This is a genomic window from Arthrobacter sp. StoSoilB19, assembly GCF_019977275.1.
Classification (GTDB): domain Bacteria; phylum Actinomycetota; class Actinomycetes; order Actinomycetales; family Micrococcaceae; genus Arthrobacter.
The window spans coordinates 3,244,059-3,257,037 of record NZ_AP024650.1; the positions used below are offsets into that span (position 1 = coordinate 3,244,059).

General features: G+C 67.3%; 11 protein-coding genes. 4 read left to right on the plus strand and 7 right to left on the minus strand.

What is annotated here, in order from left to right; genetic code table 11:
• Positions 1 to 54 precede the first annotated feature (54 nt).
• The 3 genes from LDO86_RS14940 to LDO86_RS14950 are packed head-to-tail and all read left to right on the plus strand — an operon-like array spanning position 55 to position 2,779.
• Positions 55 to 1,008, plus strand: coding sequence for an ABC transporter substrate-binding protein (locus LDO86_RS14940; protein WP_018768629.1), 954 nt, complete (start codon positions 55 to 57; stop codon positions 1,006 to 1,008).
• A gap of 35 nt (positions 1,009 to 1,043) precedes the next feature.
• Entirely contained in the window at positions 1,044 to 2,006 is a 963-nt protein-coding gene (locus tag LDO86_RS14945) for an amino acid ABC transporter permease (RefSeq protein ID WP_018768630.1), read from the plus strand.
• Positions 2,003 to 2,779: an amino acid ABC transporter ATP-binding protein gene (locus tag LDO86_RS14950; protein ID WP_018768631.1), complete on the plus strand. Its 777-nt coding sequence runs from the start codon at positions 2,003 to 2,005 to the stop codon at positions 2,777 to 2,779. Before LDO86_RS14945 ends, LDO86_RS14950 begins: the two co-directional genes overlap by 4 nt.
• 118 nt (positions 2,780 to 2,897) lie before the next feature.
• On the opposite strand, the gene menD is transcribed toward LDO86_RS14950, so the two are convergent.
• Both menD and LDO86_RS14960 read right to left on the minus strand, forming a co-directional pair.
• Positions 2,898 to 4,589: a 2-succinyl-5-enolpyruvyl-6-hydroxy-3-cyclohexene-1-carboxylic-acid synthase gene (gene menD, locus LDO86_RS14955; protein ID WP_224084488.1), complete on the minus strand. Its 1,692-nt coding sequence runs from the start codon at positions 4,587 to 4,589 to the stop codon at positions 2,898 to 2,900.
• A gap of 213 nt (positions 4,590 to 4,802) precedes the next feature.
• On the minus strand, positions 4,803 to 6,869 hold the full coding sequence (locus LDO86_RS14960) for a PhoX family phosphatase (RefSeq protein ID WP_224084041.1): 2,067 nt from the start codon (positions 6,867 to 6,869) through the stop codon (positions 4,803 to 4,805).
• Between the two features lie 301 nt (positions 6,870 to 7,170).
• Between LDO86_RS14960 and LDO86_RS14965 the strand changes: the two genes are divergently transcribed.
• Entirely contained in the window at positions 7,171 to 8,343 is a 1,173-nt protein-coding gene (locus LDO86_RS14965) for a serine hydrolase domain-containing protein (RefSeq protein ID WP_018768634.1), read from the plus strand.
• Between the two features lie 34 nt (positions 8,344 to 8,377).
• On the opposite strand, the gene LDO86_RS14970 is transcribed toward LDO86_RS14965, so the two are convergent.
• From LDO86_RS14970 to LDO86_RS14990, 5 genes are all read right to left on the minus strand, one after another.
• A complete protein-coding gene (locus LDO86_RS14970; protein ID WP_224084042.1) occupies positions 8,378 to 8,620 on the minus strand; it encodes a hypothetical protein in 243 nt (80 codons plus the stop codon).
• A 158-nt stretch (positions 8,621 to 8,778) separates the two neighbouring features.
• Positions 8,779 to 9,765 (minus strand): o-succinylbenzoate synthase, encoded by a 987-nt coding sequence (locus LDO86_RS14975; protein ID WP_224084043.1) that lies wholly within the window; start codon positions 9,763 to 9,765, stop codon positions 8,779 to 8,781.
• Between the two features lie 69 nt (positions 9,766 to 9,834).
• A complete protein-coding gene (gene corA, locus LDO86_RS14980; RefSeq protein ID WP_224084044.1) occupies positions 9,835 to 10,851 on the minus strand; it encodes a magnesium/cobalt transporter CorA in 1,017 nt (338 codons plus the stop codon).
• Positions 10,848 to 11,360: a MarR family transcriptional regulator gene (locus LDO86_RS14985; protein ID WP_018768638.1), complete on the minus strand. Its 513-nt coding sequence runs from the start codon at positions 11,358 to 11,360 to the stop codon at positions 10,848 to 10,850. Before LDO86_RS14985 ends, corA begins: the two co-directional genes overlap by 4 nt.
• Positions 11,357 to 12,979: a hypothetical protein gene (locus LDO86_RS14990; protein WP_224084045.1), complete on the minus strand. Its 1,623-nt coding sequence runs from the start codon at positions 12,977 to 12,979 to the stop codon at positions 11,357 to 11,359. The genes LDO86_RS14985 and LDO86_RS14990 overlap by 4 nt, the downstream gene beginning before the upstream one ends.

Consider the following 12,979-nt stretch of genomic DNA (forward strand, 5'->3'; position numbering starts at 1 on the left):
GTTACACTATAAGCCGCGTTAGTACCTCATAGCCCCTGCAACAAAAGGTAAGAAATGCAGACTCCCCGTACCCTCCTGGGCACTTCCAAGCTGACCGCTGCCACCATGATCGCCATCAGCGCCCTGGCCCTCTCAGCATGCACGAACGCCTCGGAAACGGGTCCCTCCGGCGCGGCCACGTCCTCAGGCAAGGCCAGCGCGAGCTTTGATCCGTCCACGGTCAAGAAGGACGACGCCCTCGCTGCCATGGTCCCGGACACCATCAAGTCCAAGGGCACCATCACGGTAGGCTCCGACACCAGCTACGCACCGGCCGAATTCCTGGGTCCGGACGGCCAGACTCCCGTGGGCTACGACGTGGACATCGCCAAGGCCATCGGCGCCACGCTGGGCCTCAAGGTCCAGGTCCAGACTGCCGAGTTCACCGGCATCCTTCCGGCCCTCGGCCCCAAGTACGATCTGGGCATCTCCTCGTTCACCATCAACCCGGAGCGACTGGGCGCCGTGAACATGGTCAGCTACTTCAACGCCGGCACCGCCTGGGCCGTGCAGAAGGGCAACCCCAAGAAGTTCTCCCTGGATGATGTCTGCGGCAAGTCCATCGGTGTGCAGACCGGCACCGTCCAGGAAGACCCCGATCTTTCCGACCGCAACAAGAAGTGCGTCGCAGACGGCAAGAAGCCCATTGACATCGTCACCCTGAAGAACCAGACGGATGTCACCACCCGCCTGGTGAACGGCAGCATCGACGCCATGACCGCCGACTCCCCCATCATCGGCTACGCGCTGACCCAGACCAACGGCCAGCTGGAGAAGCTGGGCGACGTCTACGATTCCGCTCCCCAGGGCATTGCTGTGGCCAAGGCTGACACCGCCTGGGCAGAGGTCATCCAGAAGACCGTCACCAAGCTGATGGAAGACGGCTCCTACAAGAAGATCCTTGAGGGCTGGGGCAACTCTGAGGGCGCCATCACCAAGTCCGAGGTCAACCCGGCGGTCAAGTCTTGAGTTTTCGCGTTACCGACGACAAGTCAGGCGTGCATATGGAACACCCTCAACACCGGGATGCGCCGGTACTGAACAAGTCAGTGCCGGTGCGCCACCCCGGCCGGTGGATCAGCGCCCTCATCATCCTCGCTGTCGTAGCAGTGTTCCTGCAGAGCCTGTTCACCAACCCCAACTTCCGCTGGGACGTTGTGGGCACCTACATCCTGGACGTCAAGGTGGTCCAGGGTGTGGGCTGGACGCTGTTGCTTACCGTGGCCTCGATGGTCCTGGCCATCGTCCTGGCCATCCTGCTGGCATTCATGCGCCAGTCCGACAACCCCATATTCCGCTGGTCGAGCTGGGTCTGGGTGTGGTTCTTCCGCGGCACACCCGTCTATACCCAGCTGGTGTTGTGGGGCCTGATTTCGGTCCTTTATCCCAAGATCAGTGCGGGCATTCCGTTTGGACCTGAATTCTTCAGCCTGGACACCTCCGCAGTCATCACTGCCACGGTGGCTGCCATCCTCGGTTTGGGTCTCAACGAATCCGCCTACCTGGCGGAGATCTTCCGGGCCGGCCTCAAGTCCGTGGACAGGGGCCAGCAGGAAGCCGCCGAGGCGCTTGGCATGTCCAAGGGCAAAATCATGTGGCGGATCATTCTTCCCCAGGCCATGCGGGTGATCGTGCCGCCAACCGGCAACGAAACCATCGGCATGCTGAAGACCACCTCGCTGGTCCTGGCGGTCCCGTTCACCCTGGACCTGACATTTGCCACCAATGCGTTGGCCAACCGCACTTATCTGCCCGTGCCGCTGCTGATCGTGGCAGCCATCTGGTACCTGGTAATCACCAGCATCCTGATGGTGGGTCAGCACTTCATCGAGGCCTACTACGGCAGGGGCGTGGACAACCAGGCCCCCGCAGCCGGTGTCAACCCGGCTGCTGCCAAGGCTGCCGCGGCCGGTGCCGATGCACACCGGTCAATGAAGACGGACTTCCCCGAGGAGAGTGCACGATGACGATCACAGCAGAAAAGCCGCTGGTCCAGATCGAGGGCCTCCACAAGTACTACGGGCACCACCATGTGCTGCGGGGCATCGACATGACCGTCAAACAGGGCGAGGTGTCCGTGGTGATCGGGCCTTCGGGTTCCGGCAAGTCCACCATGCTGCGCTGCGTGAACCTCCTGGAAACTATCAGTGCCGGGCGGATTTCCGTGGGCGGTCAGTTGATCGGCTACCGCGAGGTCAACGGCCGGCTCCACGACCTCAAGACCAAGGAAATCGCCGCCCAGCGCCGGGAAATCGGCATGGTGTTCCAGCGGTTCAACCTGTTCCCGCACAAGACCGCGCTCCAGAACGTCATGGAAGCACCGGTGCATGTGAAGGGCCAGCCGAAGGCCGAGGCCCAGAAGCGGGCGCTTGAGCTGCTGGACCGTGTGGGACTGGGCGACCGGGCAGGCCACTACCCGTCCCAGCTTTCCGGCGGCCAGCAGCAGCGCGTGGCCATCGCCCGGGCGCTGGCCATGGAGCCTGAGCTCATGCTCTTTGATGAGCCCACCTCGGCCCTGGACCCGGAGCTGGTGGGCGACGTCCTGAACGTGATGAAGGACCTGGCAAAGTCCGGCATGACCATGATCGTGGTGACCCACGAGATCGGCTTCGCCCGCGAAGTGGGCGACACCCTGACCTTCATGGACGGCGGCGTGGTGGTGGAGTCGGGCGATCCCCGCGAGATCATCGCCAACCCCCAGCATGCGCGCACCAAGGAGTTCCTCAGCCGCGTGCTGTAGCTTCGTCCGCTTTCGAAGCCCAAATTCCCTGGCGCTGCCGTTATCTCGGTAGCGCCAGGGAATTTGTGCTTCCAGAGGGAATATGCGCGTCGAGGACGTGCGCACGCCCCCCAGGCGCTTACCGGCCGGCCAGCACGCCCTCAACTGCCGCGGCCACCGCTTCCTTGATGCGGGCGTGGAGCTGCCGCAGCTGCCGGCGGTCCGTCCGGACCTCCACGATGCTGCGCCCCTGCACAGGCCGGGCCAGCGCTTCGGCGAGTCCCGCCGTCGTACTTACCAGTGAATGTGCGACGCCGTACGCTGCGGCGAGTGCCGCGATGTCCACTGAGTGCGGGGTACCGAAGAGGCGCTCGACGACGTCCCCGTAGCGGCCGCCCTCCTGGACTCCCCCGTGCTCCAGCAGCCCGAAGATGGCGCCACCGGAATCATTGAGGACCACGATCCGCAGGTCCGGCTGCTCCTCCCCCGCGCCGAGGAGGAGTCCGCCGGCGTCATGGAGGAAGGTCACGTCGCCCATGAGGGCGGTGGTCTCCTGCCGGCCGCCCAGGGCAATGCCGGTTGCTGTGGAAATGGTGCCGTCGATCCCGGCAAGGCCCCGGTTTGCGTAGACGGTGGCGGACGGATCAGTGGCGGGCACGCCGGCCAGGTCCACATCCCGGATGCCATTGGAGGACCCGAGCAGCAGCTGGCCGCGTGCATGCTTCCAGACCTGTGAGGCAACGGAGGGGCCGGTGGCGGCGGCCTCTGCGGAGACCACCTGGTCCAGGGCATGCTGGGCAGCCGAGCCGGCGAGGAGCCAGGTGTCCAGCCAGGCGGAGGTGCCCCGGCCGGCGAAATCGGCAAGGTCGGCCAGGTTCTCCAGCGGCAGCTCGGTGCGCCGGCCAGGCTCGTACCACGCGACCGGAACCGGCTGGTACAGGGCGGATTCAACATCGTCGCGGGCCAGCAGCGCGGCCACGGGACGGGACAGGGTGGGCCGGCCGAACAGCACCACGCGCTCAATCGGCTGCGCCGAGCTGGGTCCGAAATGCTCCAGCAGCAGCCGGTACGGGCCCACGGCGTTGGGTCCGAACCGGGAATTGGAGGACGGTTCGGCGAGCAGCGGCAGGTTGTGGGCGCGGGCGAACGCCTCGGCGACCGGGCCGGCGTCGTGCCCTGCCAGCACCACGGTGCGCCGCTCCGGCAGGCTGTCCGCTGCCGGGGGCAGGTTCATGACCAGGGGCTCGGTGCCCACCCGGTAGCGCGTCCGTTCCACCGCCTCCGGCAGACCTTCTTCGGGGGACGGGACCAGGGGGTCGCGGAACGCGAGGTTCAGCTGGACCGGGCCCGGCGGCAGGTCCGGGAAGGCGCCGGTTGCCGCGGAAAGCCCGGTTTGAATGGCCCGCTCCGGACTGGTTCCGGCGGGTATGTCGGCCGCGAACCGGACCTGGTCACCAAACAGGTCCGGCTGCACGGTGGTCTGGTTGGCGCCGGTTCCGCGCAACTCCTCCGGCCGGTCCGCGGACAGGACGATGAGCGGGACGGCAGCATGGTTGGCCTCCATCACCGCCGGCATCAGGTTTCCGACGGCGGTCCCGGACGTGGTGAGCACGGCTGCGGGCGAACCGGTGGACAGGGCCAGGCCCAGGGCCGTAAACCCGGCGGACCGTTCGTCGATCCGGACCAGCAGGTCCACCCGGCCGGCCGCGGAGGCCTCGGCCAGGGCGTACGCCATGGGGGCCGACCGGGAACCAGGCGACACCACCACGTGCCGCACGCCGCCGTCGAGCAGGACGTCGACGGCGATCCGCGCCGCAGCCAGGGCGCTCAACTGGGCTTCCGGGTCATCCCGGTCGGGGAATCCAGGGGTGGCCTCCGGGGCAGGTTCGTTCGGCAAAGTCACCCAACCAGTCTGCCACCCCGCGACGCCCCATCACCTCCCGCACCAAAACACCCGACGCCCCATCACCTCCTGCCGCTGTGGGCCGGTAGGTGATGGGGCGTCGCCGAAAAACCCACGGAAGGTGATGGGGCGTCCGAAGGGTCAGCCGCGGAACACCTGGACCACCGCGGGACGGGGCGCGCGCACCTGGCCGGGTGCCGGCGTCGTGCCTGCCGGGACGTAGTCCGGAAAGTAGGAGTGCGGCGCCTCGAAGGTGCCTTCCTCGCCCGGGTGCTGCACGGAGACGAACACCATGCGCTCGTCGTCGTGGATGACCGGGCCGCAGGTTTCGGCGTCGCGTGGAACGGAGAGGAACTGCTCCACCTTGCCGCGCTCGGCGCCGTCCAGGGTGACCTTGAAGAGGCCGTCGTTGTAGCCGATGCCGGACGGCGCGCCGTCGGTGGAGATCCAGAGGTTGCCCACGGAGTCGAAGGCCACGTTGTCCGGGCAGGAGATGGGCGAGACCTTGTCCACCGGGTAGCCGGAGAAGTAGGTGACGTCGCCCTGGGCGGGGTCGCCGCAGACCATCAGGAGGGTCCAGTTGAACTTGGTGGAGGTCTGGTCGCCGGTTTCGGTGATTTCCACGATGTGCCCGTCGCGGTTCTGGGTGCGCGGGTTGACTTCGGTGGCGCCCTCCTTGGTGCCGGTGCCGCGGTCCGAGTTGTTGGTGCAGACCACGTAGACCTTGCCGGTGTGCAGGCTGGGCTGGACGTCCTCGCACCGGTCCATCTTGGTTGGTCCCACCTTGTCCGCTGCCAGGCGGGTGTAGACCAGGACTTCTTCGACGGACATGCCGGGGACGGCTGACTTGCCGCCGACCACCAGGGGCAGCCATTCGCCGGTGCCGTCGAACGCGCCGTCGGAGGGGAGCGCCCCGGTTCCGGTGATTTCTGCCGCGGGCGAGTTGCCGGTGAACTTGGCAACGTAGAGGTCACCCTGGGACAGCAGGTCCATGTTGTGCCTGCGGTCGCCCTCACGGTACTTCTCTGCCGAGACGAACTTGTAGAGGTAGTCGAACTTCTCGTCGTCGCCCATGTAGGCCACCACGTGACCGGATTCGGCCACGATCACGTTGGCACCCTCGTGCTTGAAGCGGCCCATCGCGGAGCGCTTCTTGGGCGTTGAGGTGGGGTCGAAGGGGTCGACTTCCACGATCCAGCCGAAGCGGTTGGTTTCGTTTTCGTAGCCGGCGTTGCGGGTGTCGAAGCGGGGATCGTCCAGCTCCCACTTGCGGGCGGTGGGCTTGGCGGTGAGGCCGTAGCGCTTGTCGCTGGCGGAGGTGCCGCCGGCCACGAAGTAGCCGTTGAAGTTTTCCTCGCCGGAGAGGATGGTGCCCCAGGGGGTGGTGCCGCCGGAGCAGTTGCCGAACGTGCCTTTGATGGCGCGGCCGGAGGGATCGGCGTCGGTTTTGACGAGGGCCGAGCCGGCGACGGGGCCGGTCAGTTCGAAGGTGGTATCGGAGAGGTAGCGGCGGTTCAGCGGGGCGCCCTTGACGTAGCTCCACGGCTTGGTGGTGTTCTTGCGCTCGAGTTCCACCACGGCCAGGCCGTGCGCTGCGCGGCCGATGGCACGGGTTTCGGCGGCGTCGTAGCCGGCCGGGACCATGATGTTCTCGTTGGTGTATTCGTGGTTGGTGAACAGTACCGCGCGGCGGCCCTTGCTGCCCGGGATTTCCACGATGTCCGTGTAGTCGTTGTTGTAGCCGAACTGGCGGGCCTGGGCTGCGGCAGTCTGGTTGTTGAGGTCGAAGTCCGGCGAGTCAGCGAACAGCGGGTCGCCCCAGCGGATGATCGGCTGCCATGTGAAACCTTCCGGAACGGTGAAGGCGTCGACGGCTTTGTCCACGGGCTTGATGGCGGTGAACTGCAGCTTGGAGTTGCCGAAGCCTTCCTTGGCGGCCTTGGACAGGCCCGCAGCGGAGGCGGGTTCGGCGGAGCTCACCGCGGAACCGAGGACGACGGCGAGTGCACCGGCGGCTCCCATGCCCAGGGCGGCGCGGCGGGACAGGGTGGCGGAGGCGATGTCGCGGAAGTAGCTGTTGGAGCTGGTGTTGCAGACGTCACCGGCGCAGGCGTTGTCGCACTTGAGCGCGCAGGTGACGGGGCTGCGCTTGCCCTTGGTATGGCCGAGCATGGGCAGCAGGGTGAACTTGCGGGCAGTTTCAGACATGGGAACCTTCCAAGAATTCTCGCTGGGGTGCCCGATCACCCTTCCAGCCGGTTCCTACAGGAAGCCATCAATTGGATGAAGTTATGGTGAACCGCCCGTGACCTGCAGGAACGTTTCATCCGTCAATGCAGGTGGTACCGCCCGTTCCGTGGGTTGGCTGAACATGCCGCGGCTGCTTCCCGCTGGCGGTGGGCGGACTTAAAATTGGAGTGCTGGGCGGACGGCGCCATCAGAGGTTTGGCCGGACACGGCGCTGCAGGCGGCCCAAACACGTCACCCTGTCCAGAGCGGATGCCCCGGCATGAGCACGAACAGACCTGCCTGGCGGCGGGCGGTCTTCGCCGCCGTCCTCGCCGTGACCGGCTGCACCTACACCCCGGACGAGCCCGTCCCCTCCCCAAGCTCCCCCAACCCCTTCGGCTCCCTTGAGAACCAGGTGAAGCTGTTCATGAACGACGGCGCGGTGGCCACCGTCGTGCAGGTCAAATGGCCGGAAGGTGAGTGGTCCAAGGCCTTTGGCATGCGCGACCTTGAAACGAGGACCCCGGCACAGGCCACCGACCGTGTGCAGATCGCCAGCGTCACCAAAACGATGACGGCCGTGGCAGTACTCAAACTCGTCGACGACCACCTCATCGGCCTGGACGACCCCGTAAACGATGTCATCCCCGGCTTCACAGCACTCAAGCCTCCGGGCCCCATCACGGTGAGACAGCTGCTCAGCCACACGTCTGGCATGCCGGAGGCCAACGATGCGTTGCCGCGCGACGTCGACTTCCGCCCAAGTGTTTCCCGGACGATGACGATGGAGCGGGGTTTGCAGCTGGCCGGCACCCTCCCGTGGGATGGGTCCAGCGTCGGCTCCTTTAGGTACTCGAACACGAACTACCTCGCACTCGGCCTGCTTATCCAGGAACTGCGGCATAAGCCCTTCACCAGCGTCATGCGTGAGGAGATCTTTGGTCCGCTTGGTTTGAAGAGCACCACCCTGGACCACCTCGACCCGCTCGAATCCGGGCTTCTCCACGGCTATGTGACCCTCCGGGGTGAGCGGATCGATACCACTGACAACATCTTCAGTGCCGGTTCGCCGGCCGTGGGCGCCGTTTCGACAGTGGAGGACATGAACCACTTCATGGCGGCCCTTTTCCAGGGCCGGGCAATCTCCGCCGCGTCGTTGGGCGCGATGACGGCGAAGACCGTCTTCTCGCCGTACGGGCTGGGCCTCTGGGAACACGCAGATGGCTGCTCGCCCCAGCCGCGCTACGCGGGCAGGGGGCTCTTCTGGGACTATCAGACTGTGGCGGTCAGCAGCAGCGACGGGCGCTACCAGGCCGCGATGACCGTCACCACCCCGCCGCTTCCGACAGAGCTGGAGGATGAGTCCACCCAGAACATGCGCGAACTCCTGGTCGGCCAAATCGAGTCAACCCTTAACGAGGCCCTTGACCGGCTGTGCGCGCCGGCAAAATGAGGAAACACCACTCCCCGATTGGTGGCCGTCTTCCTCAACCCACGGGATGCCCGTGCGAGCAGTGGTCCTCCCCCGGCAGGATCTCATGCCCCTGGATGCAGGTCCGTTGCGGGGCAAGGGGCCGGTCATGGCTGCTGAGGAAGATACTGCTGGAGGCACGCTCGATGCCCTCGTCCTCCCGCCTCAGCCATTCCGCCAGGTGCAGCCGGTGATGCTCCCCGGAGTTTTCCCGCTTTCTCGATTCATCCGCCTGATGCCTGAAAGGTATCTTCACCATGGCACTTGCGACCTTAAATAACGTCCCTGTTCGGTGCAGGGAGGAACCGGTGGAACCATGATAGGAGCCACGCAACCCTCCGGCAATCACCCGCAGGACGCCACCCTGCAGCGACATCCAATGCCGGCTAACTGCCGTTTGGGGCGTGAAAACGGCAGCTACTCAGCAGTCGCTCGGGTGAGGAGGGCGTGGACACGGCGGAGCCTGTCCAGCCACCAGTCCCGCCGGTCCGCGGGAGCCGCAAACCGCTCAAGCAGCCCGGCGTCGGCGGCAACGTCGCGCAGGCGGATGGCGCCGTCGTCGGCCACTAGGGGGTCCGTGGTGATGTCCGAGTCAAACAGCGACACCGTTCCCAGGCCGCAGGCGTAGGGCAGCTCGGGCAGGGCGGCGGCGAGGGCAAGGCCCGCGCGGATGCCGATGGAGGTGTCCAGCGCGGAGCTGACGACGGCGGGGAGTCCGGCCTGTGCCACGATGTCCAGGGCGCGCCGCACTCCCCCAAGCGGTGCCACCTTGACCACGATCAGGTCCGCCGCGCCCGCCCGGGCCACCCGGAGCGGATCGGTTTCCTTGCGGACGCTTTCGTCGGCCGCGACCAACACCGGCGTCCCGGCGTCCCGAAGCCGGGACCGGACCTCGGCAAGACCCTCGATGGAAGGCACCGGCTGCTCTGCGTATTCCAGCCCAACAGGCGCCAGCCGGGTCAACGCCTCCACGGCGCCGGGCACGTCCCAGCCGCCGTTGGCGTCCACGCGGATGGCCGCGTCCGGCAAAGCGGCGCGCACGGCACGGACCCGGGCAACGTCGTCGTCAAGCGACTGGCCCTGCTCCGCCACCTTGACCTTGACGGCGTCCACGCGGCCGAACCGGGCCAGGACGTCGGGCACCCGGTCCGCGGAGACAGCCGGCACGGTGGCGTTCACCGGGATGCTGTCCCGCAGCGGGGCCGGGAACCCCTGCCAGCCCGCCTCGATGGCGGCGGCCAGCCAGTGCGATGCCTCGGCGTCGCCATACTCGGGAAAGGGGCAGAACTCGCCCCAGCCCGCCGGCCCGCGGAGCAGGAGGGACTCGCGTTCCATGATTCCCCGGAACTTCACGCGCATGGGCAGGCTGACCACGTGCGCGCTGGCCAGGAGTTCGTCAAGCATGCCGTTTACTGTAGCCGCACCTCACTGCGAATTTTGCGCGTCGAGGAGGCGCAGGGCCAGCGAAGGACGTCAGATCCACTTGTTGTGCTTGAACGCCAGGTAAAGGGCCAGCCCCATGGCCGCCATCACACCCAGCGCATAGGGGTAGCCATAGGTCCACGCCAGTTCGGGCATGTTGACGAAGTTCATGCCGTAGATGGACGCCACCAGCGTGGGGGCGAACAGGATGGCAGCCCAGGAGGAGATGCGCTTGACCTGCTCGTTCTGCTCAAAGCTGGACTCTGTCATCCGCTGCATTTCACCGTTTTGCCGCTGGGCCACGAGGGCGGCGTTGACGGCGAGCGCGTTCTGGAGCAGGGCCCGGAAGGATGCCACGCGTTCATTGATCCTGAGGACGTGGTCCAGGACATCGCGGTAGTGGTCCCGAAGCTCGGTTGACTGTTCGCGGTCCGGGGCTCCGGCGATCAGGGCCTGCAGTATCCCCGCCAGCGGACTCGTGGCCCGCTGGAAGGTGATGACCTGCCGGGACAGTTCATAGATGCGGCGGGATACGTCCGGATCCGCACCGAACAGGTCATCCTCAATTTCGTCGATGTCGTTTTCCAGGCCCGCCACCACCGGCTCGTATTCGTCCACCACCTGGTCCAGGATCCCGTAGAGCACCGCGTCCGGTCCCAGGGCCAGGAATTCCGGCATCGACTCCATCCGGCGGCGGACCTTGGCCAAATCCGGGGACTCGGCGTGCCGGACGGTGACCACGTACTCGTCGCCCGCGAAGACGTGGATCTCGCCGAAGTCCACCCTTTCTTCGTCGTCACGGTATCGGGCTGGCCTCAGCACCAAAAACAGGCACTCGCCGTAGTGCTCCAGCTTGGCCCGCTGGTGGCCGGCAAGTGCGTCCTCGATGGCCAGCGCGTTGAGGTCGAATTCCTCGCCGACGGACTGCAGTTCCTCTGCGTCAGGCCGGTACAGCCCTATCCACGCCATCCCCTCCCGCTGGCGGAGCAGGAAGTAGGTCTCGTCAAGGTCTTCCGGGTCCTCGGTGCGCAGCCCGTTCACGTACACGGCGTTGTCGATGATGGTCACGGCGTGGCCTCCCTGGCCCGTTCGCGCTCCCAGTCGTCCAGCAGGGCCGGCATCCGCGCATTGAGGAACCGGTAGAACCGGGCCATGTCCGCCACCCGGGCCCGGGCCGCTGATCCCTCCGGGAGGGTTTCCGCCGTGGCGTCGGTCAGGGCCGCCAGCTTTTCGTAGATGGGGCTGTTCCGCATGGACACCACGTACCACTCGTCCTCATGCAGGGCGTAGAGGTCGCGGCGGCTGCCGGGCTGGGAGACGCGATGGACGAAGCCCACCGTCTGCAGGTACCGCACAGCCCCGGAGACCGCCGCGGCGCTGGCCCCCAGCCGCTCCGAAAGTTCCGCAGCCGTGAGGCTCCCCTGCTCGGAGGACACCAGTGCCAGCAGGGTCCGTGCCGGCATCTTGGGGAAACCGGCGGCGGCGAAGGCAGCGGCAGCTATTTCGGCAGCGGCGGCGGTTGAAGCCGCGGCGGCCAGCGTGTCCCGGGCAGCCGCCACCTCAGCTCGGGTGCTCATGCCGACCCCACTTCCCGCCGCCGCATGCCCGCAATGGCCAGCGCGGCGGCAGCCGCGGTGATGGCCAGCATCCACCATGCGCCGCTCCAGTCCGTGGCGTCCCCGTGCGGTACCGGTGTGTGGGTGAACGGGGACAGGTCGCGCAGGCTTTGGTCCAACCCCAGCATGCCCCCGAAGATTCCCAGCATCACGCCCAGGGCCAGCAACGCCCAGCTGGTGGCGGTGGTCCCGGCAGGCCACAGGACGAATACCAGCGCCGGAACGGCAAGGTAGATCAACGCTGCGGGCAGCTGGGCCAGCGCGGTTTCCCACAGCGCATCGGCCGGCATTGAGGTATCCCCGGAACCGGTGAGCGTGGCCCACGCCCCCACCCCGGCCAGGCCCACCACCAGCACCACGGCCCCCGCGCCCAGCAGCAGGTAGCCGGCCAGCCACCGGACCCGGCCCACCGGTGCGGCCAGCAAGAGTTCGGCGGTTCCGGCGGCTTCCTCCTGCCGCAGCCTGATCACCGCCTGGAGGGCGCACGCCGCCGCCAGGACCCCGGCCATCGAGAAGAGTACCGACACCATGAGCTGGGTCAGTGATGTGCCCTGCGACTGGAGCATGGCCCGCATCACGGCAGTGATGTTGGTGTCAGGGGTGTCGACGGCGGCAATCGCCTTTCCGAGCGACCCCGCCAGCAGCCCGAGGGCCAGCCCGCTGAGCCCCCACCCGATGATCGACCCGGACTGCAGCCGCAGTGCCAGGGCTGCCGGGCTTCGCAGCCCCGGCCGGGCGGCGGCGCGTCCCGGCCTGGCGCCCCAGACGCTTGCCCCGCTGTCCCGCGTGCGGAGGATGAGCCAGGCGGCGGCGAGGCAGCCGGCAGCGAGCCCCACCGGCAGCAGCAGCGGCCAGGTGCGGTTGCCGGAGAACGCGAACGTCTGCTGGCCCCAGCCGATCGGTGAGAACCAGCTGGCAGCCCCTTCAGTCATAGTGGTCCCGTCGGCGCCGGGCGTTCCGGTGGCGTCCCCGATCCCACGCAGGATATAGGCCAGGACAACCAGCGCGGCCGAGACCCCGTTCGCACCGCGCGAAGTCCCCATGAACTGGGCCACCAGCAGTCCCACGCCCAGGAAGGCGAGGCCGGCGGCGCCCGTTGCGGCTCCGGCGGTCAGGGCACCCTGCGCGTCCAGCCCCTGGGCGGCGAATCCGCCAAACACCGCGAGCGCCACGAGGATGTTGGCCGTGACGCCGTGCAGCAGGGTGGCGGCGTTGGGCAGCAGGCGGCCGGCAGGCGTGGCGGCCACCAGTTCCGCCGTCCCCGTCTCCTCGTCCGCCCGGGTGTGGCGTACCGCCAGGAAGGTGCTCATCAGGCCTGCCAGCAGGGCAAGGAACGCGTAGATCAGGAAGAACGTGAAGGCCCCCTGGTCGGCGCCACGGGGCAGGCCGCGCAGCATCAGGATGGCGGGCGTGGCGATGGCCACCTGCAGGATTTCCGTGCGGCTGGCCACGTTGCCGTAGGTCTGGGTCACTGCGGCGGCTGCGAACCAGGCGAACGCCCCGATGGCCGCCACCCAGCTCAGCAGCTGCCAGCGGTCCCGGCGCAGCCGCTGGCCCCAGAGGACCAGGAGGACGGCCAT